The 26,581-nt window shown below is 72.7% G+C and carries 24 protein-coding genes; 11 read left to right on the top strand and 13 right to left on the bottom strand.

Annotation, left to right across the window (positions count from 1 at the left end):
* Positions 1-84: 84 nt before the first annotated feature.
* The 6 genes from ACFHPP_RS06640 to ACFHPP_RS06665 all read right to left on the bottom strand — a co-directional run bounded on the left by ACFHPP_RS06640 (position 85) and on the right by ACFHPP_RS06665 (position 9,291).
* On the bottom strand, positions 85-1,278 hold the full coding sequence (locus tag ACFHPP_RS06640) for a cupin domain-containing protein (protein ID WP_437162479.1): 1,194 nt from the start codon (positions 1,276-1,278) through the stop codon (positions 85-87).
* Positions 1,278-1,757 (bottom strand): hypothetical protein, encoded by a 480-nt coding sequence (locus ACFHPP_RS06645; protein ID WP_437162480.1) that lies wholly within the window; start codon positions 1,755-1,757, stop codon positions 1,278-1,280. The genes ACFHPP_RS06640 and ACFHPP_RS06645 overlap by 1 nt, the downstream gene beginning before the upstream one ends.
* A 94-nt stretch (positions 1,758-1,851) precedes the next feature.
* Positions 1,852-2,808 carry an MBL fold metallo-hydrolase gene (locus ACFHPP_RS06650; RefSeq protein WP_437162481.1) on the bottom strand — a complete coding sequence of 319 codons (957 nt, stop codon included), beginning with the start codon at positions 2,806-2,808 and terminating at the stop codon, positions 1,852-1,854.
* Positions 2,805-4,049: an MFS transporter gene (locus ACFHPP_RS06655; protein WP_437162482.1), complete on the bottom strand. Its 1,245-nt coding sequence runs from the start codon at positions 4,047-4,049 to the stop codon at positions 2,805-2,807. The genes ACFHPP_RS06650 and ACFHPP_RS06655 overlap by 4 nt, the downstream gene beginning before the upstream one ends.
* A complete protein-coding gene (locus tag ACFHPP_RS06660) occupies positions 4,046-4,606 on the bottom strand; it encodes a mismatch-specific DNA-glycosylase (RefSeq protein WP_437162483.1) in 561 nt (186 codons plus the stop codon). Before ACFHPP_RS06660 ends, ACFHPP_RS06655 begins: the two co-directional genes overlap by 4 nt.
* Positions 4,603-9,291, bottom strand: a complete 4,689-nt coding sequence (locus ACFHPP_RS06665; protein ID WP_437162484.1) for an NAD-glutamate dehydrogenase domain-containing protein — start codon at positions 9,289-9,291, stop codon at positions 4,603-4,605. The genes ACFHPP_RS06660 and ACFHPP_RS06665 overlap by 4 nt, the downstream gene beginning before the upstream one ends.
* 122 nt (positions 9,292-9,413) lie before the next feature.
* On the opposite strand from ACFHPP_RS06665, the gene ACFHPP_RS06670 reads away from it, so the two are divergent.
* Complete coding sequence (locus tag ACFHPP_RS06670; RefSeq protein ID WP_437162485.1) at positions 9,414-10,637, top strand: cupin domain-containing protein; 1,224 nt, start codon at positions 9,414-9,416, stop codon at positions 10,635-10,637.
* Entirely contained in the window at positions 10,634-11,056 is a 423-nt protein-coding gene (locus ACFHPP_RS06675) for an OmpA family protein (RefSeq protein ID WP_437162486.1), read from the top strand. The genes ACFHPP_RS06670 and ACFHPP_RS06675 overlap by 4 nt, the downstream gene beginning before the upstream one ends.
* A 42-nt stretch (positions 11,057-11,098) precedes the next feature.
* On the opposite strand, the gene ACFHPP_RS06680 is transcribed toward ACFHPP_RS06675, so the two are convergent.
* Positions 11,099-11,797 carry a CBS domain-containing protein gene (locus ACFHPP_RS06680; RefSeq protein WP_437162487.1) on the bottom strand — a complete coding sequence of 233 codons (699 nt, stop codon included), beginning with the start codon at positions 11,795-11,797 and terminating at the stop codon, positions 11,099-11,101.
* A 161-nt stretch (positions 11,798-11,958) separates the two neighbouring features.
* On the opposite strand from ACFHPP_RS06680, the gene ACFHPP_RS06685 reads away from it, so the two are divergent.
* The 3 genes from ACFHPP_RS06685 (at position 11,959) to ACFHPP_RS06695 (ending at position 15,679) form a co-directional block, all read left to right on the top strand.
* On the top strand, positions 11,959-12,936 hold the full coding sequence (locus ACFHPP_RS06685; protein WP_437162488.1) for a TAXI family TRAP transporter solute-binding subunit: 978 nt from the start codon (positions 11,959-11,961) through the stop codon (positions 12,934-12,936).
* A 119-nt stretch (positions 12,937-13,055) separates the two neighbouring features.
* Positions 13,056-15,077 (top strand): TRAP transporter permease, encoded by a 2,022-nt coding sequence (locus tag ACFHPP_RS06690; protein WP_437162489.1) that lies wholly within the window; start codon positions 13,056-13,058, stop codon positions 15,075-15,077.
* Positions 15,056-15,679: a YjbF family lipoprotein gene (locus ACFHPP_RS06695; RefSeq protein WP_437162490.1), complete on the top strand. Its 624-nt coding sequence runs from the start codon at positions 15,056-15,058 to the stop codon at positions 15,677-15,679. The genes ACFHPP_RS06690 and ACFHPP_RS06695 overlap by 22 nt, the downstream gene beginning before the upstream one ends.
* Positions 15,680-15,685: 6 nt before the next feature.
* Here ACFHPP_RS06695 and ACFHPP_RS06700 read toward each other — a convergent pair whose 3' ends face one another.
* The 4 genes from ACFHPP_RS06700 to ACFHPP_RS06715 are packed head-to-tail and all read right to left on the bottom strand — an operon-like array spanning position 15,686 to position 19,028.
* A complete protein-coding gene (locus ACFHPP_RS06700; protein ID WP_437162491.1) occupies positions 15,686-16,738 on the bottom strand; it encodes a glycosyltransferase family 4 protein in 1,053 nt (350 codons plus the stop codon).
* A gap of 3 nt (positions 16,739-16,741) precedes the next feature.
* Positions 16,742-17,491: an FkbM family methyltransferase gene (locus ACFHPP_RS06705; protein ID WP_437162492.1), complete on the bottom strand. Its 750-nt coding sequence runs from the start codon at positions 17,489-17,491 to the stop codon at positions 16,742-16,744.
* Positions 17,488-18,372, bottom strand: a complete 885-nt coding sequence (locus tag ACFHPP_RS06710; protein ID WP_437162493.1) for a VOC family protein — start codon at positions 18,370-18,372, stop codon at positions 17,488-17,490. The genes ACFHPP_RS06705 and ACFHPP_RS06710 overlap by 4 nt, the downstream gene beginning before the upstream one ends.
* Positions 18,369-19,028 (bottom strand): glutathione S-transferase family protein, encoded by a 660-nt coding sequence (locus ACFHPP_RS06715; RefSeq protein WP_437162494.1) that lies wholly within the window; start codon positions 19,026-19,028, stop codon positions 18,369-18,371. The genes ACFHPP_RS06710 and ACFHPP_RS06715 overlap by 4 nt, the downstream gene beginning before the upstream one ends.
* 136 nt (positions 19,029-19,164) lie before the next feature.
* Here ACFHPP_RS06715 and ACFHPP_RS06720 point away from each other — a divergent pair, with 136 nt between their 5' ends.
* The 5 genes from ACFHPP_RS06720 to ACFHPP_RS06740 all read left to right on the top strand — a co-directional run bounded on the left by ACFHPP_RS06720 (position 19,165) and on the right by ACFHPP_RS06740 (position 24,347).
* The gene (locus ACFHPP_RS06720) at positions 19,165-21,096 is read left to right on the top strand and encodes a polysaccharide biosynthesis protein (protein WP_437162495.1); all 1,932 of its coding nucleotides are present in this window, start codon (positions 19,165-19,167) and stop codon (positions 21,094-21,096) included.
* Between the two features lie 67 nt (positions 21,097-21,163).
* Positions 21,164-21,916, top strand: coding sequence for a ribonuclease PH (rph, locus tag ACFHPP_RS06725; protein ID WP_437162496.1), 753 nt, complete (start codon positions 21,164-21,166; stop codon positions 21,914-21,916).
* Positions 21,913-22,527, top strand: coding sequence for an RdgB/HAM1 family non-canonical purine NTP pyrophosphatase (gene rdgB, locus ACFHPP_RS06730; protein ID WP_437162497.1), 615 nt, complete (start codon positions 21,913-21,915; stop codon positions 22,525-22,527). Before rph ends, rdgB begins: the two co-directional genes overlap by 4 nt.
* Positions 22,524-23,252: a hypothetical protein gene (locus ACFHPP_RS06735; protein WP_437162498.1), complete on the top strand. Its 729-nt coding sequence runs from the start codon at positions 22,524-22,526 to the stop codon at positions 23,250-23,252. Before rdgB ends, ACFHPP_RS06735 begins: the two co-directional genes overlap by 4 nt.
* 117 nt (positions 23,253-23,369) lie before the next feature.
* Positions 23,370-24,347 carry a tripartite tricarboxylate transporter substrate-binding protein gene (locus ACFHPP_RS06740; protein ID WP_437162499.1) on the top strand — a complete coding sequence of 326 codons (978 nt, stop codon included), beginning with the start codon at positions 23,370-23,372 and terminating at the stop codon, positions 24,345-24,347.
* 127 nt (positions 24,348-24,474) lie between these two features.
* Here the strand turns inward: ACFHPP_RS06740 and ACFHPP_RS06745 are convergent, their stop codons facing one another.
* Together ACFHPP_RS06745 and ACFHPP_RS06750 are read right to left on the bottom strand one after the other, a co-directional pair.
* Positions 24,475-24,873, bottom strand: coding sequence for an MAPEG family protein (locus tag ACFHPP_RS06745; protein ID WP_437162500.1), 399 nt, complete (start codon positions 24,871-24,873; stop codon positions 24,475-24,477).
* Positions 24,873-25,400, bottom strand: coding sequence for a YbaK/EbsC family protein (locus ACFHPP_RS06750; protein ID WP_437162501.1), 528 nt, complete (start codon positions 25,398-25,400; stop codon positions 24,873-24,875). Before ACFHPP_RS06750 ends, ACFHPP_RS06745 begins: the two co-directional genes overlap by 1 nt.
* Before the next feature lie 17 nt (positions 25,401-25,417).
* Between ACFHPP_RS06750 and hemW the strand changes: the two genes are divergently transcribed.
* Positions 25,418-26,581: a radical SAM family heme chaperone HemW gene (hemW, locus tag ACFHPP_RS06755; protein WP_437162502.1), complete on the top strand. Its 1,164-nt coding sequence runs from the start codon at positions 25,418-25,420 to the stop codon at positions 26,579-26,581.

Raw genomic sequence — 26,581 nt, forward strand, 5'->3', positions numbered from 1 at the left:
ATACACGCTCGCACGGGGCCGGAAAGCCGGTCAACTTCATTCGGATCGCGACAGGGAAAAGGCGGCAGGGGCTGGCGTCTCCGCTCAGCAATCCTCCGCCAGCAACCCCAGGCGGCGCAGTCTGCGGCAGAACTCCAGGCTTTCCAGGCCCAGCTCGGCGGGCGTCGCACCCTCGGCCAGCTGTTCGACCCAGCCCGCCTCCTGCGACGTCAGCGCCACCGGCATGCCGGCCCAGCGCAGGGAGGCGCCCTCGCCACTCGGTTCCGGCACCAGCGCATGCAGCACGCCGGGCGCGAGCCGCAGCTTCGTCTCCGCCTGCGGATCGCGCGCGAACAACCCGCGCCCCAGCATCGCCGGCTGGTCCGCCGCCAACTGGTCCAGCAGGGCCAGCGCGGTGCGTTCCAGCGCCGCCGGCTCGGCCAGCTTCGCCGCCAGCGGGGCCGCCAGCGCGGCGAGGCTGCCGGGGCCGTCCGCCAGGCGCCAGGTCGGGAAGGCGGCGCGCAGAGCGGGCTCCGATTCCTCCAGCAGGTCCACCGCCATCCGCAGCACCGCGGCGAAGGACGGCTCCATGAAACCCACGGTGACATGCAGCGAGGCTTCGCCATCCTGCGTCGCCGCGTCGTGCAGCACGCCGCGCGGCACGTACAGCGCATCGCCGGGGCGCAGCGTGATGTTCACCGGCTCCGCCACCGGCTCGATCCCGCCGGGCCAGGGGGTGCGGCGCGTCGGGTTGGGGAAGGGCTGGCCGGGCCAGATGCGCCAGGCCTTCTCGCCCTGCACCTGCAGCACCAGCACGTCATGCGTGTCGTAGTGCATCCGGAAGCCCTGTGCGCCGGGCGGCGTCAGGTAGATGTTGGCCTGCACCGCATGCAGCATCACCTGTTCCAGCCCGCGGCAGTACCGCGCCAGCGGCGGATGCAGCTGGTTGAACTGGGAGACGACGAGGGTGGCGCCGGCATCGAAGCTGGCGAACAGCTTCGGCAGGTCCACGCCGCCATCCTCGAAGGCGTAGTCGTCCTCCGGCACCGCCGCGCCGCCCTTGCGGCTGCCATCGGCCATGGAGACGCGCGGGCGCGCCGCCGCGTCACTCGCCAGGAAGGCGTCGAGGTCGGCGATCGACAGCAGGTGCCGGTAGCGGTCCGGGTCCTGCCCGGGGAAATGGCGCCAATCCGTGCCTTCCCGCAGCGCCAGGCCCTCGGCCATCGGCAGGTCGCCGAAGGACAGGCGCCAGGCTTCCTCGGCGAGCGTGGGAGCCGGCGGGGGCGGCTGCGACGACATCAGTAGCCGCGGCGGCCGCGGCCGGGGCTGTCCGACGGGTCGCTGTCGCTCAGGCCGCTGCGCCGGTAGACCGCGCGGCCGCGCCCACGGCCGGGACCGTCGCTCGGGTCACTGTCGGTGATGCCGGTGCCGCGATAGACGCGGCTGCCGCCCCGCCCGCGGCCCGGCGCATCGCCCGGATCGCTGTCGGACACGCCGGAGGCGCGGCGCCCGCCGCGGCCATAGCCCGCCGCATCATTCGGGTCGCTGTCCGAGATGCCGCTGCCGCGATGCCCGCCGCGTCCGTTGCCCGGTGCGTCGGAGGGATCCGAATCGCTGATGCCGGTGCCGCGGCGCACCAGGACGGGCTGCGGCGCATACACCACCGGTCCCTGCTGCGGCACGCAGGCGGCGGCGGGCAGCACGCCCACCATGGCCGCAAGGCGCAACACGAAAAGCCGGCGCCGTGTCGGCGGCTTGGCCTGCGGTTCGTCGGTCACCGGCGGGTTTCCTCTGTTTTCGTTCCGCGCATACTGGCGCGGAAGTTCATCCTGTTACAGAGGCAGGCATGCAGGATTTCTAAATATTTCGGATTCAGTCCAGCAGGAAGGTTTCGCCGAAGCCGGGCACGCGGAACGCCTGCGCCGCCACGCCATGCCGCGCCTTCGCCGCCTCCAGCAGCGCCGCGGGTTCGTCGATCGGCTCGTCGGTCAGGCGGAAGAAGGTGCCGAAATGCATCGCCAGGCTGGCGCGCGCCCCGCAGGCCAGGTGCGCCCGCACCGCTTCCTCCGGGTCCATGTGCTGCGTGCGCATGAACCAGCGCGGCGCATAGGCGCCGATCGGCAGCAGGGCGAGGTCGATCCTCGGAAAGCGCCGGCCAATTTCCTCGAAATGCGGGCACCAGCCGGAATCGCCGGCGAAGTAGACGCAGCCGCCATCCGGCGCCTCGATCACGAAGCCGCCCCACAAGGCGCGGTTGCGGTCGAAGGCCGTGCGGGCGGAGAAATGCTGTGAGGGGACGTAGGTGATGCGCAGCCCGGCGACCTCGACGCTGTCCCACCAGTCGCATTCGCGCGGGTCGCGCAGCCCCGCCCTGGCCAGCAGCCGGCCGGTGCCGAGGCTGGTGACGGCGGGCGGCGCCCAGCGCGCCTGCACCTGGCGCAGCGTCGCCAGGTCGCAATGGTCGTAGTGGTTGTGGCTGACCAGCAGCAGCTCCACCCCCGGCAGCGCCGCCAGGGGCTGCCCCGGCGCCCGCACCCGCTTCGGCCCGGCGAAGTCCAGCGGGCTGGCGCGGGGCGACCAGACCGGGTCGATCAGCACGGCGACGCCGCCCAACTGCACCAGCCAGCTCGCATGGCCGATGAAGGTCGCTGCGATGCGGCCGGCGTCCAGGCGCGGCGGCGGCGGCCGGGGCGGGTCCTCGATCCAGCGCGGCCAGGGCACCGGCTTCCGCGCCCTGTACCAGCGCCAGACATCGGGCAGGCCGTGGTCGGTGGGGTCGTGCAGGTTAACGTAGCGGCCGGCTTCGCGCCGGGAGGCGAAGTTCGTCACGGCCTCTCCCGCACCGTCGCCAGGATCGCCGCGCCAATCGCGAGAAAGACCAGCACCGTCGCCATGCCCAGGCGCTGGCTGCCCGTCGCCGTCGTCACCGCCGCCAGCGCCGCCGGGCCGAGGAAGCCGGTGATGCGGCCGGACAGCGCGAACAGCCCGAAATGCGCCGAGACTTCATCCGGCGGCGCCAGCCGCGCCATGAAGCTGCGGCTGGCCGCCTGCGCCGGGCCGAAGAACAGGCCGAGCGACAGCGCCATGATCCAGAACCACAGCTCCGACGTCGCCAGCAGCAGCCCGGCGCCGAGCACCACCATCGCCAGCAGCGCGCCGAGCACCATGCGGCGCGAGCCGACCCGATCCTCGATCAGCGCGAAGCCGGCGGCGCCGAGGCCGGCGGTGACGTTCATGGCGATGCCGAACAGCAGGATGCGGTCGAGCCCCATGCCGAAGACGCCGGCGGCGTAGATGGCGCCGAAGGCGAACAGCGTGTTCAGCCCATCCGTGTAGAACAGCCGCGCCACCAGGAAGCGCGCCAGTGCCGAATTTTTCGGGAGGGTTCGGATCAGGCCCGCAATCTCCTCCAGCCCGCGCGCGGCGGCCTGGGCCCAGCTCGGACGCGGGCCGGCGGGGTCCGGCAGCGCGACCAGCACGGGCCAGGAGAACACCAGCAGCCAGGCCGCCACCAGCAGTGCCACGGCGCGCACATGCTCGGACGCCGCGCGATCCAGCCCGAACCACGCCGGGTCCGGCTGGATCAGCACCACCAGGGACAGTGCCAGGCAGGCCAGCCCCCCGGCATAGCCGAGCCCCCAGCCGAAGCCGGAGACGCGGCCAAGCCGCCCGGGCGGCGCCACGCCGGGCAGCATCGAGTTGTAGAACACCGTGCCGATTTCGAAGGCGATGGTCGCGAGCCCGACGCAGACCAGCGTGTACAGCGCGTAGTCCGGCGCCGGCAGCGCGAACCAGATCATGCCGGTGGCGATCGCCGTCAGCAGCGTCGCGACGCCGAGCATCAGCCGCCGCCGCCCGCCCGCATCCGCCACCGCGCCCAGCACCGGCGACAGCAGCGCCACGGCGAGACCGGCCGCCGACTGCATCCAGCCCCATTGCGCCTGCCCGCTGACCGGGTCCGCCGCGATGCCCTGCACGAAATAGGCGGCGATGACGAAGGTGGACACGACGGTGGGAAAGCTGCTGTTCGCCCAGTCATACAGCGCCCAGGCCCAGGCCTTCGGCGTCACGCCTGCACCGGGTTCACGAAGCCGAGGCGCATGGCGGTATCCGTCCAGATCGCTTGATAGCCGAACCTATCCCAGTTCCCATTGTTGGAGCCAGAGGTGCTCGGCAGGACGAAGGTCGGCGGAAAGCCGGGCGGCACCAGCGCGTCCGGCAATGCGCCGAAGGGCAGGCCGGGCTGGCGCAGGAACAGGCCAGCGGCCGATTTGCTGGTGAAGGCGAGGGCGCCGGGGGCCTCGCGCAGGATCGCCTCGCGCAGCCGCGCGCGGTCCCGGTCGGTGATGACGATCTGCCGGTCCACCCCCTGCTGGCCCTTGCCGAGGTCGGTCAGCCCGATGCCGCAGCCGGCCAGCAGCCGGAATTCGTGCGGCCGGAACAGCCGCTTCGTGAAGCCGGCGGTGGCCAGCGCCGGCCAGAAGCGGTTGCCGGGCCGGGCGTAGTAGGCGCCGAGCCGCGCCGAGGTCGGCCCCGCCGCCATGCCGCAGAACACCAGCCGCAGGCCGGGCTCCAGCACATCCGGCAGCACATCGCGGCCGGGGTCGGCGTGGACATCTTCGCTCAAGCCAGCGCGGACAGCGCGCGCGCCGCGACGCCGATCGCCACCAGGTCGCCGAGCCGCGCCGCCTCCCGTGCCAGCCGCGCCGCCTCGGCGCCGCGGGCATCCTGCGGTGCGCCGCCGGCCAGCCGGGCACGCGCGAGGCTGGCCTGCACGGCGGCGAGGTCGCCCAGCGCCTCCGCCCGTGCGCGCGCCGCGAAGGGGCCGGCGGTGCGGGCGGCATCGGCGGCGGCGCGCAGGGCGTCGAGGCAGAACTCCTCCCCCACCGCGCGCCAGGCGGCCGCCGCGGCGGTGGGCGTGGCACCGCTTTCGGCCGCCAGCCGCACCACGGCCGGGGCCGCCGCCAGCCGGGCCGCGCCGGCGGCCAGCGCCGCCACCTCCGGAGGCAGGCCGGCCGAGCGCAGCCTGGTCGCCTCCGCATCCGGGGCCGCGGATTCGGCGGCGACCAGGGCGGCGACACCGGGCTCCAGCGCCGCCAGGGCCGCCTCCAGCGGGGCATCGCCGCCGGCCAGCATCAGCTCCCGCGTCGCGGATTCCTGCAGGCGGCGCAGCGCGCGCTGCGCGCCGAGGCGCTGTGCGGCCGGGGCCGGCGCCGCATCCGCCGCCGCCGCCGCCGCATCCAGCCCGAACAGCGCCTGCGCCAGCCAGGCTGCCCGCGCCACCTCCGCGCCGCCGCCGACGGTGCCGGCCAGCCGGCCGAGGGCCGCGATGCCGAGCCGGTTGGCGACGACATTCGCCAGCGCCGTCGCCACCAACTCGCGCCGCAGCCGGTGGCGCGCGATCAGCTCCGGGAAGCGGTCCTGCAGCGCCTGCGGAAAATAGTCGCGCAGCAGCGGCGCCAGCGCCGGCTCGTCGGGCAGGCCGCTCGCCTCGATCGCCTCGGTCAGCCACAGCTTCGCGGGGGCGAGCAGGGAGGCAAGCTCGGGCCGCGTCAGGCCCTGGTCCGCCGCCGCGCGCGCGCGCAGCGCCGCGGCATCCGGCAGGCCGGCCACGGCACGGTCCAGAATGCCCTCCGCCTCCAGCCGCGCCATCAGCGCGGCATGGGCGGACAGGTCCTCGGCCGCGCCCATCGCCTCCAGGCTGATGGCGATGGATTGCGCGTGGTTGTCGGCCAGCACCAGGCGGCCGACTTCCTCCGTCATCTCGCCCAGCAGCACGTCGCGCTGGCGCCGCGTGAGTGCGCCCTCGCGCTCCGCCTCCGCCAGCAGGATCTTGATGTTCACCTCATGGTCGGAGGTGCTGACGCCGGCGGAATTGTCGAGCGCGTCGGTGTTCAGGCGCACGCCATGCTGCGCCGCCTCGATGCGCCCGGCCTGGGTGATGCCGAGATTGGCGCCCTCGCCCAGGATGGTGGCGCGCAGGTCGCGGCCATCGACGCGGATGGCGTCGTTGGCGCGGTCGCCGGCCTCCGCCTGCGTTTCCGTGCTGGCTTTCACATAGGTGCCGATGCCGCCGAAATACAGCAGGTCCACCTTCAGCGTCAGGATCGCGCGCAGGATCACCGCGGGCTCCGCGCGTTCCTCCGCGATGCCGAGCAGGGCGCGTGCTTCCTCGCTCAGCGGCAGCGTCTTGGCGTTGCGCGGCAGCACGGCACCGCCCTTCGACAGCAGGCGCGATTCATAGTCGGCCCAGGACGAGCGCGGCAACGCGAACAACCGTGCGCGCTCGTTGAAGGAGGTTTCGGGATCGGGGTCGGGGTCGATGAAGATGTGCCGGTGGTCGAAGGCCGCGACCAGCTTCGTGCGGCGGGAAATCAGCAACCCGTTGCCGAACACGTCGCCGGACATGTCGCCGATCCCGGCGCAGGTGAATGGGGCGTCCTGCACGCCGGCGCCGCGGATCTCGGCGAAGTGGCGGTCGATCATCACCCAGGCGCCGCGCGCGGTGATGCCCATGCCCTTGTGGTCGTAGCCGGCGGAACCGCCGCTGGCGAAGGCATCGCCGAGCCAGAAGCCGTAGTCTTCGGACAGCCCGTTGGCGATGTCGCTGAAGGTCGCCGTGCCCTTGTCCGCGGCGGCCACGATGTAGGGATCGTCGCCGTCCCGCCGCACGATCGCCGGCGGCGTCACCACCTGGCCGGACTCGGAAAAATTGTCCGTCAGGTCGAGCATGCCCCGCACCAGCGTGCGATAGACGAAAATGCCTTCCGCCATGTAGGCCTCGCGGTCGCTGCTGGGCGGCGGATGCTTCAGCACGAAGCCGCCCTTCGCGCCGGTCGGCACGATGACCACGTTCTTCAGCCGCTGAGCCTTCATCAGGCCGAGCACTTCCGTCCGGAAATCCTCGCGCCGGTCGGACCAGCGGATGCCGCCACGCGCAACGGGGCCGGCGCGCAAATGGCAGCCTTCCATGCGCGGCGAGTGCACGAAGATCTCGCGCCACGGCCGCGGCAGCGGCATGTCGCCGGCGCGAGCGGAGTCCACCTTGAAGGCGAGGTAGGATTTCTGCTCCTGGAAGTTGGTGCGCAGCATCGCATCCAGCAGCAGCCGCAGGCGGGACAGGATGCGGTCCTCGTCGGGGTTGGCGACGTTGTCCAGCGCCGCCTTCCACTCGGCTTCCAGCGCCGCTTCGGTGCGATCGGAGACGGCGGGGTCGAAGCGGCGGCGGAACAGCGCCAGCAGCACGCGCACCGCATCGGGCTGCGCCGCCAGCGCGTCCTGCACGCTGTCCTGCGCGAAGCCGAAGCCGACCTGCTTCAGCCAGCGGAACATCGCGCGCAGCAGCCAGCATTCGCGCCAGTCGAGCCCGGCGCGCAGCACCAGCCGGTTGAAGCCATCCGCCTCCGCCGCACCCTCCAGCAGCGCCGCCAGCGCGCCGAGGATTTCGGGAAAGCGGTCCTCCGCCACGTCGACGCCGGCCTCCAGCTGGAAGACGTGCAGCACGACTTCCGGCGCATCGCCCGGCGTCAGGCGGTAGGGCAGTTCCTCGATGGCGCGCAGGCCGAGGCTTTCGAACAGCGGCAGCGCGTCGGCCAGGGGCAGCGGGCGGCCGGGGCTCGCCAGGCGCAGCGTCAGGCGGCGCGCGCCTTCGCCGGCGGTGCGCATCAGCTTCGCCTGGGCGCGGCCCTGGTCCAGCGCCTGTTCCGCCAGGTGCAGGTCGGCGACGCCCTGGGCCGCGGTTTCCAGGTCGCGATAGACGCGCGGGAAGGCGTCGCGCCAGCGCATCAGGCGGGGCGCGGCGGCGGCGCCGAACTCCTCCGCCAGCGCTTCCTCCAGCCGGTCGGAGAAGCCGCGCGCCGCCTGGGCCATGGCGGCTTCCAGCGCCGCCTCGTCCACGGGCGGCACGCGGCCGGGCTGCGTGCCGATGACGTAGTGCACGCGCGCCAGCGGCGCATCGCCGAGCAGCGTGTACCAGGCGGAAAGCCGGCCCTGGAACGCATCCGCCAACAGGTGGCCGATGCGCTGGCGCAGCGCCGTGTCGAAGGTGTCCCGCGGCAGCCAGGCGATGGCGGCGACGAAGCGCTCGAACGGATCACGCCGCAGCACCAGCGCGGCGCGCGGCCGGATCGCGAGGTCCAGCGCGCGCCGTGCCCCGGCGAGGATTTCCGTCTCCGGCGCCTGGAACAGCTCGTCCCGCGGCCAGGTGTCCAGGATGTTGCGCAGCGCCCGGCCATCATGGCTCTCGGGGTCCAGCCCCGCCATGGCGAGGACCCGGAGAACCTTCTCGCGCAGCAGCGGGATGGCGCGCGGGTTGCGGTTGTAGGCATCGGCCGCGAACAGGCCGAGGAACAGCCGCAGGCCGATGACCTGCCCGCCGGAATCGCGGATGCGCGTCATCACCACGTCGGCGTGCTGCGGCCGGTGCACCGTGGCGCGCATGTTGGCTTTGGCGACCACCACCGCCTCCATCCGCCCCAGCGTCGCGCGCACCGCGCCCGGCACCGCGGCCAGGTCGCGCAGCGCGTCGAACACCGGCACCATGCTGTCGCGCAGCATGCCGAGGTTGTCTTCCTCCGCCACCAGCAGCGCGTTGTCGCCGGACAGCAGCAGGCGGCGATGGCCGAGCAGGACGAAATTGTCCTCCGCCATCCAGTTCAGGAAGTCGGATGCCGCGCCGGCCTCCGCGCCCAGTTCGGATTGCGCCGCGCGCAGCTGTGCCAGCATGGCGCCGAAATCGCCGACGGCGAGGCGGACATCCGCCATGGCGCGGCGCAGCGCCGCCTCCACCGCCGGCCAGTCCGCCGGGCCGGTACCGGCGAGGGGAATGGTGGCGCCGGCGGCGAGCGAGATGCGCATCATGCTCTCGCGCGCCGGCGCGCCCTCCTCGATCGCCAGCAGGCGGCCCTCGGCGTCGCGCCGCACCGGCACCACCGGGTGCAGCAGCTGGCGCACCACGCGGCCGGAGACGGTCAGCGCGGCCATGGCGCTGTCCACCAGGAAGGGCATGTCGTCCGTGACGATCTCCGCGACGGCCACGGCACCGCGGCCGGGACCGGGCGGCAGCAGGCGCAGGCGGGTTTCGCGCGGGCGGCGTTCGGCGGCGAAGGCGAACAGGCTGGCGGCGGCCTCGGCCAGGGCCTCGGGCGGGGTGGCGGCGAGTTCGGCGGTGGGCACGGCGGCGTGCAGGCGGTGCAGCAGGGCGGCGGCCGCGGGGGGCAGGGCGGGCGCCAGCCGGGCCAGGGCCGCTTCCGCCGCCCGCAGGATCTGCGGGCGCACGCCATCCGAAACCTGTTCGGTCACCGCATCCATCATTCGCCGGGTCCTCCTGTGCCGGAAGCTGGCCCTTTGCGGTGGCAGCCGCAAGTTCAGTCCGGCCGGGCCGGTCGCGCGTTTGACCGGTGCAACGCGGCCGCCATCCGGGCTATTCTCCTGAAATGATCGACAGCCTCGCCGCCCTGCTCGCCCCCCTCACGCCGGAGCGCTTCTTCGCGGAGCATCTGGACCGCCAGCCGCTGCACCTCCGCGGCGCGCCGGGCAAATTCGCCGATGTGCTGTCCTGGCGGCAGATCAACCGGCTGCTGGACATGACGCATATCTGGTCCGGCACCTCGCTGAAGCTGGTGATGGACAGCCAGGCGATCCCGCCGGAGCAGTTCTGCACCCGCGCCACCAGCCGCGACGGCGCGCCGGTGCTGCAGCCGGATGCGAAGCTGGTGCAGGGCTGGATCGCCAAGGGTGCCAGCGTGGTGATGAACGACGTGGACAGCCTGACGCCGGGCCTGGCCAGCGTTTCCTCCGCGCTGGAGGATGCCGGCCTCGGCAAGTCGCAGGCCAATGTCTACATCAGCTGGCAGAGCCACAAGGCGTTCCGCACGCATTACGACACGCATGATGTCTGGGCGGTGCAGGTGGAGGGCGAGAAGGACTGGAACATCTGGGAGGGTCGGGCCGACTACCCGATCGCCCACCCCGCCTTTCGCGGCCAGCCGCAGGCGCATCACGACCAGGCCCGCGGCAAGCTGCGGGAGGTGGTGCGGATGCGGCCCGGGGACCTGCTGTACCTGCCGCGCGGCTGGTACCACGATGCCCTGGCCGAAGCCCCCGCCAGCGTCCACATCGCCTATGGCGTGCACGCGCCACTGGGCATGGATTTCCTCAACATCCTGTCCGAGCGCGTGCTCTACGACCCGGAATTCCGCAGGCCGCTGCCGCGCCAGGACGGCTCGAACCCGGCGAAGTTCGCGCTGACCCAGCGCGCCGGGCTGCTCGGGCAGCGGCTGGCGGAGCTGTCCCGCGACCCGAAGGTGATGGAGGCGCTGGCGCAGTTCGTGTCCGGCTACCGCTACGGCCGCGGCGGCTACGACATGCTGGCGGCGCGCGGCATCGCGGCACCCGTGGCAGCCGGTGCAGGCGGCGATGCCCCCGCTTTCCGTGTCCTGGCACCCGGCGCGAAGCCGGTGCGGCGCGGCGCGGAGTGGGTGGTGAAGGCGGCGCAAGGCAGCGTCGTGGTCACCCCGGCGGAAGCCGAGGCCGCCACCTGGCTGCTCGCCCGGCCGGATGTGACGGAGGCGGAACTCGCCGCCGTGGCGCCGGCGGTGGACGCGCCCGCGCTGCTCGGGCGGCTGACGGCGGCCGGCCTGCTGGCGCCGGCGGCATGAGGGCGCTGCTGGCGTTCCTGGCGCTGGTGCTGGCCACGGCCCCTGCCGCGGCGCAGCTTCGGCCGTTCTCCTGCGTCGGGTCGGAGCGGCTGGAGGATGACGTCATCGCCGTGCCCTTCGCCCGCAACAGCGCGACCCTCGGCCCGGCCGGCCGCGCCGCCATCGCGACCGCCGCCGCGCAGGCCCTGGCGGAGCGGGAGCGCAACATCTGCGTCCTCGGCCATGCGGAACGCGCCGCGGGCGCCGAGACCAGCACGCAACTCGCCGCCCGCCGCGCCCGCGCCGTGGCGCTGGCGCTGAGCCAGCAGGGCGTGGAGCGCGACCGGGTGCGCGGGGAGGCGCGGGTCGGCGCCTTCAGCGGATCGCAGGCCGAGCCGGGCGCCCGCGCCGTCACCATCATCCTGATGCCGGCTCAGTAGCCGGCTGGCTGATGCCGGCGCGGTAGTCGAACCGGGGGCGGCTCAGCCCGCCGCGTAGAGGTAGGCCGGCATCGGCTGGGTGTTGTCGCGCACGCCGTTCACGCCGGGCACGTTCTCGGCCAGCACGCGCAGGCCGCGCTGGACTTCGGGGCTGCGGCTGAAGCCGCTGAATTCCACCACGCCGTCCTTCACCTCCACCAGGCTGTAGTAGGTGTCGGCCCAGGGCTGGTGGCGCATGGCGGCCAGCACGGCGGTGCGGATGCGGTCATCCGAGAGCTGCGCCGGTTCCTGCCGTGGTGCCACCAGGGCGCGCAGCAGGTCGGCGCGGGAGACGATGCCGAGCAGGCGGCCATCCTGCGTCACCAGCACGCGGCGGATGTTCTTCTTCTCCATCATCTGCGCCACCTCCGCCGCCTGCGTCGCCGGGCCGGTGGTGACCAGCTCCGTGCTCATCAGGTCGGCCGCCGTCGCGCCATGGGTGCGGGCGAAGCGCAGCGCGTCGCTTTCGGCGCTGTGGAACAGGTTCGCGAGCCAGGAGGAAGGCTCCTCGACCTCCCCGGCCAGGCGGCGGATCAGGTCGGCCTCGGTGACGATGCCGAGCAGCCGGCCCGCCGGGTCCAGCACCGGCACGGCAGAAATGCTGCGTTCGCTCAGCAGCCGCGCCATCGCCAGCACCGGCGTCTCGGGCGGTACCGTCACCATCTCGGTCGTCATCAGGTCGCGGGCGGACAGGCGGGACATGGCCAGGCTCCTCCGGTTTGGTGCAACGTCGTGTCGTTGACCAGCGGGAGGTTAGGCGGCCCGCGCCGGCGCCACCTTGATGCAGGTCAAATCTCTACTCTTTCCCATCCGGCGAGGCACCTGTATGCCTGGGGCCAGAATAACCAAGGGAGACAGGAAACATGTCCTTCAATATCAGCCGTCGTGGGCTGGCAGCCGGCGCCGCGGTGCTTGCATTGCCCGGACTGGCCCGCGCCCAGGCGCAGCAGCAGATGGCGATCGCCACCGGCACGACGGGCGGCGTCTACTACCCGCTCGGCGGCGCGCTCGCGAACTACCTGTCGCGCGACATCCCGGGCATGTCGGCCACGGTCGAGGTCACCGGCGGTTCGGTCGCCAACCTGCAGCTGCTCGGCGCCAACCGCGTTGGCATGGTCATCGCGCAGGTCGACGCCGCGGTGGATGCGGTGCGCGGCAACGATCGCTTCCGCGGTCGCCCGGTGCCGGTCCGCGCCATCGCCGTGCTCTACACCAACCGCATGCAGGTCGTGACCGTGGCCTCCACCGGCATCACCAAGATGGCGGACCTCAAGGGCAAGCGCATTTCCACCGGCGCACCGGGCTCGGCGACCGAAGTCATGGCCCTGCGCCTGATCGAGGGTGCCGGCCTGCACCGCGACAATGATTTCCGCGCGCGGGAGCGCCTGTCTCCGGCCGAGAGCACCAACGCCATCAAGGACGGCAAGCTGGACGCCTACTTCTTCGTCTCCGGCTATCCGACCAGCGCCATCACCGACCTCGGCGCCTCCCCGGGCGTGCAGCTGGTGCTGATCGATCACCATGAGTTCATCCCCGGCATCATCGAGAAGTACGGCCCGGTGTACTTCCCCGAGGAGATCCCGGCCGGCGCCTATCCCGGCCAGACCAGGCCGAACAAGCAGATGTCGGTGGCCAACATCGTCGGCGTCCGCGACGACATGGCGCCAGACCTGGTGACCAAGATCCTCGAGGTGATGTGGGGCAAGCGGGCGGATTGGGCGCAGGTGCATTCCGCCGCGCGCGACTTCAAGCTCGAGGGCCAGAAGACCGCCGCGGCCGGCATTCCGTGGCATCCGGCGGCCGAGGCCTTCTGGAAGGCGCGCGGCGCGACCCTCGCCTGAGGCGCGGCTGACAACCGCACCCTAAGACCGGCGGACCCTGAGCCCGGGGATGGCGCGAGCCATCCCCGGCTTTCCGCATTTCCGACCACCTCCCGTTCGACCGGCGGAGCAGCCCTGACGTGACACAATCCGGCGCGACATCGCACAGCCCATCGCCGCCCGAACTCGCCCCCGGCGTGCTCGACGAAGCCACCGCCGCGCGCCTGCAGGCGCTGATGGAGGAGGAGGAGGGCACCCTCAGCAAATATACCGGCTGGCTCGGCTTCCTCGGCACCGGCCTCGCGCTGTCGATGAGCCTGTTCCACCTGTGGGCGGCGTGGGACATCGTGCCGACGACGACGCTGCGCTTCGTCCATGTCGGCTTCACGCTGCTGCTCGGCTTCCTGATGTTCCCGGCGGCGAAGCGCTTCCGCCACCGGCTGATGCCCTGGGACGCGGCGCTGGCCGCGGCCGGCGTCTATGTCATCTGGTACATGGTCTCCGGCGGCGACGAGCTGCAGGACCGCGCCATCTTCCCCGAGCCGATGGACCTGGTCGTCGGCTGGATGATGATCGGGCTGGTGCTGGAGGCGGCGCGGCGCGCCACCGGGCCGGTGATGCCCTGCGTCGCCATCGGCTTCCTGCTGTACGCCTTCTTCGGCGACTGGCTGCCGGCGCCCTGGCAGCACCAGGGCTATGACAGCATCCGCATCATCCCGCATCTGACCATCGGCCTCGATGGCATCTTCGGCACCGCGATCGACGTCTCCGCCACGCTGATCATCCTGTTCACCATCTACGGCGCCATCCTGCAGGCCAGCGGCGCCGGCAAGTTCTTCGTCGATTTCTCCTTCGCCGCCACCGGCGGCAAGGCGGCGAGCGCGGGGCGCACGGTGGTGCTGTCCTCCTTCCTGCTCGGCGGGCCCTCGGGGTCCGGCGTCGCCACCACCGTCACGCTCGGCACCGTCGCCTGGCCGATGATGAAGAAGGTTGGCTACAAGCCGGACGATGCCGGCGGGCTGCTTGCGGCGGGCGGGCTTGGGGCCATCATCTCGCCCCCCGTGCTGGGGGCGGCGGCCTTCCTGATCGCCGAGTACCTGAACATCGGCTACCTCGACGTGCTGCAGATGGCCGTCATCCCGACCATCCTCTACTACGCCTCGCTGCTGTTCATGGTGGAGCTGGACCAGCGGCGCATCGCGGCCAGCGGCACGCCGATGGCAGATGACGTGATCCAGGTGGAGCCGATCCCGCAGATGCTGCGGAAGTACGGGTTCCACTTCTCCTCCCTGCTCGCGATCATCGTCTTCATGGTGATGGGGTACTCGGCGACGCTGGCGGTGCTCTACGCCATGGTCGTCGCCGTGCTGCTGTCCTTCATCCGCCCGGACCAGGCGCTGTGGCCGCGCAAGCTGATCGAGACGCTGGCCTCCGGCGCCATCCAGGCGGTGGGCATCGCGGCGACCTGCGCCAGCGCCGGCATCATCGTGGGCGTCATCACGCTGACCGGCCTCGGGCTGAAGTTCAGCGACATCGCCATCCAGGCGGCGGGCGGATCGGTGGTGGTGACGGCGATCTACACGGCGCTGATCGTCTGGGTCATCGGCCTCGCGGTGCCGGTGACGGCCAGCTACATCATCTGCGCGGTGGTGGCGGCGCCGGCGCTGATGAAGCTCGGCGTGCCCGACTACGCGGCGCACATGTTCGTCTTCTACTACGCGGTCCTCAGCGAGGTCTCGCCGCCCACCGCGCTGTCGCCCTTCGCGGCGGCAGCCATCACCGGCGCGGGACCGTACCGCACCACGATGAAGGCCTGGAAATACACGCTGCCGGCCTTCGTGCTGCCCTTCATCTTCGTCACCGATCCCACCGGCGTCGGCCTGTTGCTGAACTTCGAGGGCGACATGGGCTGGGTCGACGTGGCGTGGCAATTGCTGGCGGCGGTGATCGGCCTGGCGGCGCTGGCCGCCGCCTGCCAGGGCTTCCTGATCCGCGCGCTGAGCGGCGTGGAGCGGGCGCTGCTGGTGGTGGCGGGCCTGCTCATCATGTTCCCGGCGATGCTGGAGGCGCTGGTACCGGGCGTGGTGCCGTTCCCCTACATGATCGGGCTGCTGATGGCCGCGGTGCTGGTAGGCGTGCAGTGGCGCGGCCGCACCGGCTGAGCCTCGCCGGTTGCGGGCTGGCGCTGCTGCTGGCCGGCTGCGGCGACACGCCGCTGGCGGATGCGCTGCGCGGGCCGGCAGCGCCCATGCCGGGGGCCGTCACCTCGGAGCCTTCCGGGCCGGTCCTGCTGGTGACCGGCGCGCGGCGTCCCTTCCGCTTCATGCTGTTGCAGGACGCCGGCGGACAGCGGCTGTGGCGGGCGGAGGGTGGCGCGGCCCTGTCCACGCAGGGCGCGCGGATCACCGCGACGGCCGGCCTCGGCGCCGGTCCGGCGACGATATTGCTCGCGGCAACCCGGCTGGAAGGAACGGACCCGCTGGACGACCCCCGCGCGCTGCCGGGACGGGAGGCGCGGAGCCTGCGGAGCATCGATCTCCAGGGGGCCACGCGCAGCCCGCAGGACCTGCGCTTCGGCGTGCAACTCGACTGCCGGATGACGGCGGCGGCGGAGGGGGCTTGGCTCCTCCTCACGGAACGCTGCACCGGTGACGGCATCGCTTTCACCAACCGCTTCTGGGCGGAGCCGGCGAGCGGCGCCGTGCGGCGCAGCGAGCAATGGGTGGGCGATGCGACGCTGACGGTGGAAGCCCACGGCCTGTAGCCGCCGCTACCGCCAGCCGACCCCGGTCGCGCGCATCCGCCGCATCACGAACCCCATCCAGGCGAGCTGCACCGCCAGGGCCGGCAGCACCACCAGCGGCTTGGCCCAGGGCGGCAGGCCAAGGAACCACAGCGCCAGCGCCGCGTGGAACAGCGCGAAACCCCAATGCACGGCGGCAACCGCGCGGGTCGGCACGCCGCTGCGCTGCGCCAGTTGGTACAGGTGCGTCCGGTGCCCCTCGGCCAGGCGCTCGCGCATCAGGGCGCGGCGGGCGAGGGTGAAGCCGGCATCGAACAGCAGGCCGAACAGCAGCAGCGGCACGATCAGGAAGGACAGTTCCTGGCTGTCGAAGCGGGACGCCGCGACGGCCAGCACCGCCAGCATGAAGCCGGCGAACTGGCTGCCGACATCGCCCATGAAGATGCGCGCCGGGTGCAGGTTGAAGGGCAGGAAGCCGGCGAAGCCCGCGGCCAGCACCAGCGCCGCGCCGTAGATGAACCAGCCGCCCTGCAACGCGCCGATCAGCGCCAGCGCCAGGCTCGCCACCAGCAGCGTGCCGCCGACCAGCCCATCGAGCCCGTCCATGAAGTTCACCGCATTGGTGCAGCCGACGATCCAGACCAGGGTGATGGCAAGCCCGAGCCATCCCAGCTCGACCTCCCCCACATAGGGCAGGGCGAGCCGCGTCAGGGTGAGGCCGGAGGCCAGCGCCACCAGCGCGGCACCGCATTGCGCCACCAGGCGCAGCTTCGCCGAAAGGTCGCGCACGTCATCGGCCAGCGCCACCGCGGCGATGGCGAGTGCGGCGTAGATGACGCCGAGGAACTGCGCATCCGCCAGGCGCGCGAAGGTGGCGCCCTGGAACATCACCAGCATGCCGGCGATGAAGGCGACGACGACGCCGACGCCACCGCCGCGCGGCGTCGGCCGGCTATGCGCGCTGCGGGCGTTGGGGTGGTCCAGGATCGGGAAGGCGATCATCAGGAACACGGTCGCGGCGGAGAGGCCGGCGAGCGCCCCGGCGAAGACCAGGTGCTGGAGGATGGCGTAGGCTTGCATGGATCAGGGGATGAGCCGCGCGGGCTCCAGGCTGGCATAGACGTCGCCGGAATTGGCTTCGTGCGGCAGATCTGCGATCCAGGCGGCCATGGCGGCGGCGGAGACCGGCGCGGGGTGGGCGAAGGTCATGTCCTCGCCCAGGCAGGCGTTGAAGGCGCGAGTGCCGAGTGCCGAAAGCCGCTCCAGGCAATCCCGTGCCACGTCGCGCTGGATGGTGGTGAACTCGAAGGACAGGGACCGGGGGGCGCGGCTCAGGCCCGACAGCGCCGTGGCCTCGTAGCCCTCCACGTCGATCTTGATGAAGTCCGGGACTCCGTGTTCCGCGGCCAGCGCATCGAGGGTGGTGACGGGCAGGTGCAGCTCGGTGTCCCAGACCTGGTCCTCCCAGCCGGGTGCGCCCGCGGCGGCGGCGACGAAATCCTCCGAGACGCTGGCGACGGTGGGGTTGCGCGAATTGACGCGCAGGGTCGCGGTGCCGGGGGCGTCGCCGACCAGGGCGGAGACGAGGGTGAAGCCGGGGGTGCGGCCGTACATCAGGCGCAGCAGCCGGGCGAGGCGGGGCTGTGGCTCCACCGCCAGCGCGCGGGCGCCAAGCCGAAGGAAACTTGCGCTGCGGTCGCCGACATGGCTGCCGACATCGAAGCCGAGGTCGCCGGGGCCGAGGAAGCGCGCGTGGAAGGCATCCAGCACCGCGGCCCGGCCCGGCGTGTAGTAGGTGCGCAGCGAATGGCGGATGGCGGCGGCGGTCGTCACGCGAACACCACCGCCGCGCCGCCCGCGTGTTCGGGCGGCACCATGACGCCGTCCGGCGCCTCCACCACCGGCAGGCCGGCCAGCACGGCGCGGGCGGCGCGGCCCTGGTCGCTGGTGCGCAGGACCATGCCGGCCAGGAAGGGCAGTGCCGGCGGCGTGACGCCGGGCAGGACCCACGGCAGCGCCGTGGGCGGCAGGATGCGCAGATGCGTCGGCAGCGCCGGGGAGAACGGGCCGGCGCCGCCCGCGACGCCCGGCAGCGTCAGAACGAAGCCGGCAAGCGGGTCCGGGCGCGCCGGCTGGCCGGTGAGGCGGGACAGGCGGGCGGTCGCCTCGGCCGGATTCTCCGCGACGAGGATGGCGGACTCCAGCGCGATGGCGCCGTTGGCATGGCCCATCCAGCGGCGGTCCCAGACCAGTTCCGGCGTCAGGTGCTGCACCAGCTGGATGCGGCCCTCGGGCGCGTCGGGGAAGGGCAGGCGGGCGAAGCGGGCGGTGGGGCCACCAGCTTCCACCGGGCGTTCCAGCCAGGCGATGCCGGGGATATCCAGGCCGCCACGGCGCAGGCGCTCCAGGTTGCCCTCCGCGTCCTGGATGCCGAAGGCGCAGATATGCGCGCCGGTGTAGCGCGCCAGGAAGCGGTCCAGGCCGTTGGCGAACAGCGTCGGGTCCACCAGGCCAAGCAGCTCGATGTAGCCGTGCTCCAGGAAGGCGCAGCGGTTGGCGGTGCCGAAGGGCTCCGTGGCGCTGCCCGGCGTGCGCTTGCCGGATTGCTGCGCCAGCGGCGACAGCGCGAAGCCCATGCGGTCCCAGGCGGCGGTCAGCGCGCCGAGGTCGCTTGTGCAGAGGCCCAGGTGGTCGAGGGTGGTGGCGACGGTCACAGGCCTGGGTTCTCGTATTTCGGCAGCAGCCATTCGGCGGGCTCGGCGGCGGCTTCCCGGTACCAGCGATCCACCAGCGGATGGGCGCGGACGGCGTCGCAATAGGCGCGGCTGGTGGCGGAAATCTCCGGCTGCCAGGTGATGAAGCGCGCGACGACGGGGGCGTACATCGCATCCACCAGGCCGAATGTGTCGCCCATCAGGAAGGGGCCGCCGTGTTGCGCCAGCGCCTCGGCCCAGATCGCCTCGATGCGGGCGATGTCGGCCAGGCACTCCGGGTTGCGGCCATGGCCGGCGAAGTCCCGGCCGAGGTTCATCGGCATGGCCATGCGCAGGGCGCGGAAGCCGGCATGCATTTCGGCCGCGATGCTGCGGGCATGGGCGCGGGCGCTGCGGTTGCGCGGCCAGAGGTCGGCCTTCATTTCCGCGCAGTACTCGGCGATCGACAGGCTTTCCCAGATGCGGGCGCCGCGGTGTTCCAGGTAGGGCACCAGCGCGTTCGGGGAGATGTCCTTGATCGCCTGGGTGTTGCCGCCGCCGGCGAGGGGGATCAGCTCCTCCGTCACGTCGAGGCCGGCGAGATGCACCATCAGCCAGCCGCGCAGGCTCCAGGAGGAGTAGCGCTTGGTCCCGATCACCAGCCTGCCTTCGGCCATCCTGTCCCCCGCACCCTTCATGCCGCGCCGGAAACTGCCATGAACCGGCCGCGGCGTCGAACCCGGCAGGGGCACAGGCGGTTCCTGAGCCCCGGCTCGCCTTCCGGCGGAGCCGGTGCGCGGCTATGGAGAGGGCATGGCGGCATCGGCGCGGGATCGCATTCTCCTCAATCTGGGGCTGGACGGGCTGGTGGCGGCGCTGTCGCTGCCGGTTGCCGTGTGGCTGGCGGCGCCCGGCGCCTGGCCGCCGGGGCTGTGGTGGCTCGGCGCGGCACCCTGGGCGGTGGCGGCGCTGCTGCTGGCCGGGCTGCCGCTGCGGCTGCCGCAGCAGTACTGGCGCTTCGCCTCGTTGCCCGAATTGCTGGCGAGTTCCGCGGCGGCGGCCGGCGGGGCGCTGCTGTTCTCGGCGGGCCTTCGGCTCGGTGGCGCCTGGCATTCGGGGAATATCGGGTTTCCGGTGATCCATGCGCTGGTGCTGGCGGCGCTGCTGGCGGCGCCGCGCATCGCCGCCCGCCTGCAGCATGCCGGCCGCGCCGGGCCGCTGAGCGAAACCCCGGCGCAGCCGGCGCTGCTGGTCGGCGCGGGGGAAGGGGCCGACCTGTTTATCCGCGCGCTCGCCCAGCAACGCAGCCCGGCCTACCGCGTGGTGGGCATCCTGTCGCAGCGCGCCCGGCAATTGGGGCGCCGCATCCATGGCCTGCCGATCCTCGGCACGGTGGAGGATGCGGCCGCCGTGCTGGATGGGCTGCGGGAGGAAGGGCGGCTGCCGGCGCAGATCATCCTGGCGACACCGCAGATGCAGGGCAGCGACCTGCAACGGCTGCTGGATGCGGCGGACCGCCACGGCGTGCCGGTGAAGCGCGCGCCACGGCCGACCGCGCTCGGCCCCGCCAGCCGGCGGCCGGGGGAACGGGCGGAGTCGGAACAGCGCGTGCGGCTGCGACCGGTCGAGATCGAGGACCTGCTGGACCGCCCGCAGGTGCCGCTGGACCGGGAGGGCATGGCGCGCCTGGTGCAGGGCCGGCGCGTGCTGGTGACGGGCGCCGGCGGCACCATCGGCGGGGAGCTGGCGCGGCAGGTGGCGGCGCTGGGGCCGGCGAGCCTGACCCTGCTCGATCACGGCGAATACGTGCTGTACGAGATCGACCTGGAACTGCGCGAGCGCCACCCGGACGTGCCGCGCCGCGCCGTGCTGGCCGATGTGCGCGACGCCGAGCGGATCGGCCGGCTGTTCCGGGAGATAAGGCCGGAGCTGGTGTTCCACGCCGCCGCCCTGAAGCACGTGCCGATGGTGGAGAACGACCCGCTGGAGGGGCTGCTGACCAATGCCGCCGGCACGCGGGTCGTGGCGGATGCGGCGCGGGCGGCAGGGTGTTCGCTGATGGTGTTCATCTCCACCGACAAGGCAGTGAACCCGACCAGCGTCATGGGCGCCTCCAAGCGCGTCGCCGAGATGTACTGCCAGGCGCTGGACCGCATGGCGCGGGCGAGCGGGACGGGGATGCGGCTGGTGACCGTGCGCTTCGGCAACGTGCTGGGCTCCACCGGGTCCGTGGTGCCGCTGTTCCGCCGGCAGCTGGAACGCGGCGGGCCGCTGACGGTGACGCACCCGGATATGCGGCGGTACTTCATGACGGTGCGGGAGGCGGTGGGGCTGGTGCTGCAGGCGAGCGTGGTGGGCGCGACGGACCGCGCCGACCAGCCGAAGGAGCTGCGGGAGGGTGGGATTTTCGTGCTCGACATGGGCGAGCCCGTGAAAATCGTGGACCTGGCGCGGCGCATGATCCGGCTGGCGGGGCTGCGGCCGGAGGAGGATGTGGAGATCCGCTTCACCGGGCTGCGGCCGGGCGAGAAGCTGTTCGAGGAACTGTTCCACGGGCAGGAGCCGCCGCAGCCGACGAATTTTCCTGGATTGCTGGTGGCGGTGCCGCGCACGACGGATGCGGAGGTGATGGGGCGGGCGATCGATGAGATCGCGGCGCTGGCCGGGGCGGGGGATTCGGCGGGCGCCCTGGCGCGGCTGGGCGGGCTGGTGCCGGAGTTCGCCCACGAAAAGGCAGGCGGATAGCCGAAAAAAGGAGGGGCGCGGGGGAGTTCACTCCCCCGTCTTGCTTCCTCGTGATACGCCGCCGCCCATGATCGATTTCCCCGCCGGCTTCAAAGCCCCCTTCGTCCGTCCCTCCGGCCGCATCGCCGATGCGTTGCGCGAGGTCAGCCTCACCCCCGGCCCGTCGCGCCATGCCGAGGGGTCCTGCCTGATCCGCATGGGCCTGACGGAGGTGCTGTGCACCGCCAGCGTCGAGACGCGGGTGCCGCCCTTCCTGCGCAACACCGGCCAGGGCTGGGTCACCGCCGAATACGGCATGCTGCCGCGCGCCACGCACACACGCAGCGACCGGGAGGCCGCGAAGGGCAAGCAATCCGGTCGCACGCAGGAAATCCAGCGCCTGATCGGGCGGTCCTTGCGCGCGGTGACGGACCTCAAGGCGATGGGCGAGATGTCCATCACCGTCGATTGCGACGTGCTGACGGCGGATGGCGGCACGCGCTGCGCCTCCATCACCGGCGCCTGGGTCGCGCTGCATTTGGCGTTCCAGCACTGCGTGAAGATGAACGTGCTGAAGACGGTGCCGCTGCGCGACCAGGTGGCCGCGGTGTCCTGCGGCATCTGGCAGGGCACGCCGGTGCTCGACCTCGACTATGCCGAGGACAGCAAGGCGGAGACGGACGGCAACTTCGTCATGACCGGCACCGGCGGCGTGGTGGAGGTGCAGGCGACGGCGGAGGGTGCGCCGTTCTCCGAGGACGAACTGCTCAGGCTGATGGGACTGGCGCGCGCCGGCACGACGAAGCTGTTCGAGATGCAGAAGGTGGCGATCCGCGGATGACGCATCGGCGGCTCGAGGCGACGCGCATCGTGCTGGCGTCGCACAACGCCGGCAAGGTGCGGGAGAATGCGGCGCTGCTGGCACCGCATGGGATTTCCATCGTCAGCGCCAAGGAACTCGGGCTGCCGGAGCCGGAGGAAACAGAAGAAACCTTCCTCGGCAATGCCGGCCTCAAGGCGCTGGCGGCGGCGCGGGCGAGCGGGCTGGTGGCGCTGGCGGATGACAGCGGGTTTTCCGTCGCCGCGCTGGACGGCGCGCCGGGCGTGCGGACGGCGGATTGGGCGGAGACGCCGGGCGGCCGGGACTACGCGATGGCTATGGCGAAGGTCGAGAAACTGGCGCGGCATGCGGCGGACCGGCGGGCCTGGTTTTCCTGCGCGCTGGTGCTGGCCTGGCCGGATGGTCATGTCGAGGGCTTCCTCGGCGAGGCGCATGGGCAATGGGTCTGGCCGCCGCGTGGCACACAGGGCTTCGGCTACGACCCGATGTTCGTGCCGGAGGGCGCAGGCGAGACCTTCGGCGAGATGGCGGCCGAGGCGAAGCACGCCATCAGCCACCGCGCCGCCGCCTTTCGGAAGCTCGCTGCCGCCTGCCTGCCGCCCGTGGAATGAGGCTCGCGGGCCTGCTGCTGGCGCTTCTGCTGGCGGGCCCCGCCGCGGCGCAACCCGCGGGCCCGTTGACAGCGGTGCCGGGCCAGGACGCAGCCTCGCCCGGCGCGGCCACGGGCGCGGCCGTCTGGCTGCACCCCTACGCCCCCGGTGGACCCGCCCCGCCGCCGCCGGCCTGGATGGACCGGCTGTCGGTGGCGGGCTGGGCGCTGTGGCGGTTCGACCGCACCGGCGGGCGAGACCCGCTGGAGGACGGCGCGCAACGCCTGGCGGAGGGCACCGCCGCGCTGCGGGCACGTGGCTACCGGCGCGTGGTGCTGGTGGGCGAAAGCCGCGGGGCCTTCGTGGCGCTGGTGGCGCTGCGGCAGGCGGGGCTGGCGGATGCCGTGGTGCTGGCCGCGCCCGCGGCGCATGGCACGCGCGCCGAGCGTCGCGCCCAGGCCCTGGCGGATTTCGCCCGGGCGCTGGAGGTGGCGAGCCCGGCGGCGCCCCGGCGCATGGCCCTGCTGCTGTTCCGCGACGATGCCTGGGACCCCGACCCGACGGCGCGCGCCGCGTTGTTCCGCGATGCGGCGGCGCGGCTGGGCGTGGCCGGGCTGGTGGTGGACCGGCCGGAGGCGCCGGTCGGCCATGGCGGTCTGCAGGCGGAGGCGTTCGACGCCCTGTTCGGCGGCTGCCTCGCCCGCTTCCTGGATTTCGCCGCCGCGCCACCCCGCGCCTGCCCCTGATCCCGCGGCGCATCCCGAAGTGTTGCGCAGCCCGCCGGTGCCGGGCGGGGTTCCGCCGGCGTGTTCACCGCGCGCATCCTGGACCGGCGGGCGCAGACCCGCTTGGAGGAGACCAGGATGAATCCGATCCGCCGCGCGGTGCTGCTTTCGGCGCCCGCCCTGCTGCTGTCCGCTCGCGCGCAGGCGCAGGGCGCCGGCTTCCCGAACCGCGCCATCCGCATGATCGTGCCCTACACGCCCGGCGGCGTGTCCGACATCACGGCGCGCCTGATCGCGGAGCCGCTGGCCGCGACCTGGGGCCAGCCGGTGCCGGTGGAGAACCGGGCCGGGGCGGATGGCGTGATCGGCACGGATATCGTCGCCAAGGCGGCGCCGGATGGGCATGTGCTGGGGCTGGTTTCGGTCGGGCATCCGGTAAACGCCGCCTTCTACCGGCTGCCCTTCGACACGATGCGCGACTTCAGCTTCGTCTCGCTCACCACGCGCACGCCACTGGTGCTGTGCGCCGCGCGCGGCTTTGCGGCCAACACGCCGGCGGAGCTGGTAGCGCTGGCCAAGCGACAGCCGGCGGGGCAGCTGACCTTTGCCGGTACGGCGGGCGTGGTCCGGCTGGCACCGGTGATCTTCGCGAAGGAGGCGGGGATCGAGCTGACCTATGTGTCCTACCGCGGCAGCACCCAGGCGCATCCGGACCTGATCTCGGGCCGCGTCGACATCATGTTCGACACGGTGCCGGCGGCGCTGACGCATATCCAGTCCGGCGCGCTGAAGGCGCTGGCCACCACCGGCGCCACGCGCGCGCCGCAACTGCCGGACGTGCCGACGCTGGCGGAAGCGCTGCTGCCGGGGTTCGAGGCCTCGACCTGGGGCATGGTGATCGGCCCGGCCAACATCCCGCCGGCCCTGCTGGCGCGGCTGAACGAAGGCGTGGTCGGGGCGCTGCGGCGGCCGGAGATCGTGGCGCGGCACAACCAGCTCGGCGCCGCCGTCACCACCTCCTCGCCCGAGGACTCGCGGGCGCTGGTGCAGGCGGAGATGGAGAAGTGGGGCGCCGCGGCGCGGGCCGCCGGGGTGACGCCGCAGAATGCGGGGTAGCGGCAGGCCTGCGTGGTGCCGGACATAGAGCATTTTCAAGTCAGGCGGATACGCCTGACGGCTCGGAAAATGCGCCAAATCAACAGCTAGGTCCGTTTCACCTGTGCATGGCGCAGGTGAAACGGCCCTAGCGCCCGGCCATCACGGCCGCCGCCAGCCCCAATCCGGCGGCGGCGGCGGCGCCCAGCACCGTCAGGGTCAGGCTGGTGCCGAAGACGCGCCAGGCGCTGAGCTCCGGCTCCCGCGATATGCCGTGCGCATGTGCCAGGCGGGCCGCCAGCAGCGCGAGGCCGAGGGCGTGGAGCGCCCAGCCGGCCAGACCGTTCACCTCGCACAAGGCCAGCAGGATGAGCGCGAGCGGCACGTGCTCGGCGAAGTTGCCATGGGCGCGCACGGCGCGTTCCACCATCCGGTGCGGCGTGCCGAGGGATGCGCCGTATCTGCGGCGGGCGGCGATGGTGCGCGTGCTCAGCAGGATGAAGCCGAAGGCGAGCAGGCTGGCGTAGATCGCGGTGACGGGCAGCATCAGCCGGCCTCCCGCACATCGGCGCGCAGGCCGCCGGACAGGCGCAGCAGGTTCGCTGGCGTCGTCTCGAACACATGCATGGGCGATCCGGCGGCGGCCCAGATGCGGTCGAACCGGAACAGGTCCTCGTCCAGCACCACCGCCGGCGGCGTCAGATGGGCGAGTGGGGCGACGCCGCCGATGGCGAAGCCCGTCACCTCCCGCACCCAGGCGCCATCCGCGCGTTTCACGTGAAACATCAGCGCCGCCGCGACCTTCGCCATGTCGACGCGGTTGGCGCCGGAGGCAACAACCAGCACCGGCCTCTCAGGCATCATGCTGGCCGATTCACGGCTCCGGGCATCGCCCTCCGCCGGTCGGGCAGCGGCGCGGAACACGATGGACTTGGCGATCTGCGCCACGTCGCAGCCCACCGCCGCCGCGGCCTCCGCCGCGCTGCGCGTGCCGTCCGGAAAGGCGGAGATGGTATCCGCATGCCCGGCCGCCGCCAGCGCCGCGCGCACCCGTTCGACAGACCCGCCCGACATCGCCATATCCCCCGCCGATGGAAACCCTGGCCCTCTACATCCACTGGCCCTTCTGCGCCGCCAAGTGCCCCTATTGCGACTTCAACAGCCATGTGCGGGACAAGGTGGACCAGGCGGCCTTCGCCGTCGCGCTGCGAGCCGAACTGGCGCGGGAGGCAGGCCGCGCCAACCAGGCCGGGCGCCGCACCCTGGCCAGCCTCTTCTTCGGCGGCGGCACGCCCAGCCTGATGGCTCCCTCCACAGCCGCCGCGCTGGTCGAGGACGCGGCGCGGCTGTTCGACCTGGCGCCCGACATCGAGATCACGCTGGAAGCCAACCCGACCAGTGTCGAACTGGCGAAGCTGCGGGATTTCCGCGCCGCCGGCGTGAACCGCGTCTCGCTCGGCGTGCAGGCACTGGATGCGGAGGCGCTGGCCTTCCTTGGTCGCAAGCACGACACCCAGGAGGCCATCACCGCACTGGAACACGCCCGCCAAACCTTCCCGCGCGTGTCCTTCGACCTGATCTACGCCCGGCCGGGCCAGGCCGAGGCGGCCTGGCGGGCGGAGCTGCGCCAGGCGCTGGCGCTGGCGGCGGATCATCTCTCGCTCTACCAGCTTACCATCGAGCCCGGCACGCAGTTCGCCACCCTGTTCGGCCGCGGCGCGTTCCGGCTGCCGGAGGGCGATGACGCGGCGCGGCTCTACACCGCGACCGCCGAGGAAGCCGCCGGCTTCGGCCTGCGGCCCTACGAGATATCGAACTACGCCAGGCCCGGCGCCGAGAGCCGCCACAACCTCGCCTATTGGCGCTACGGCGACTACCTCGGCATCGGCGCCGGCGCCCATCAGCGCCTCACCCTGCCGGACGGAAGGCTGATGGCCGCCCGGCGCCACCGGGCGCCGGAGGAATGGCTTGCCCGCGTGCAGCGCGACGGCCATGCGGTGGTGGAGGAGGAGGCACTGTCGCCGCGTGATCGGGCGCGGGAGGCGCTGCTGATGGGCCTGCGCCTGCATGAGGGCGTCGACCCCGCCCGCATCGCCCGCCGCAGCGGCCTGGCCTTCGAGGACTGTGTCGAACCCGGCGCGCTCGAAAGCCTCGCCGCCGAGGGCCTGCTGGAATGGCGCCCGGACGGCCGGCTCGCCGCCACGCCGGACGGCCTGTTGCGGCTGGACGCGCTGCTGCCGCTGCTGGTCAGATAG

It is taken from the genome of Falsiroseomonas sp. E2-1-a20 (assembly GCF_051433195.1).
Classification (GTDB): domain Bacteria; phylum Pseudomonadota; class Alphaproteobacteria; order Acetobacterales; family Acetobacteraceae; genus Falsiroseomonas.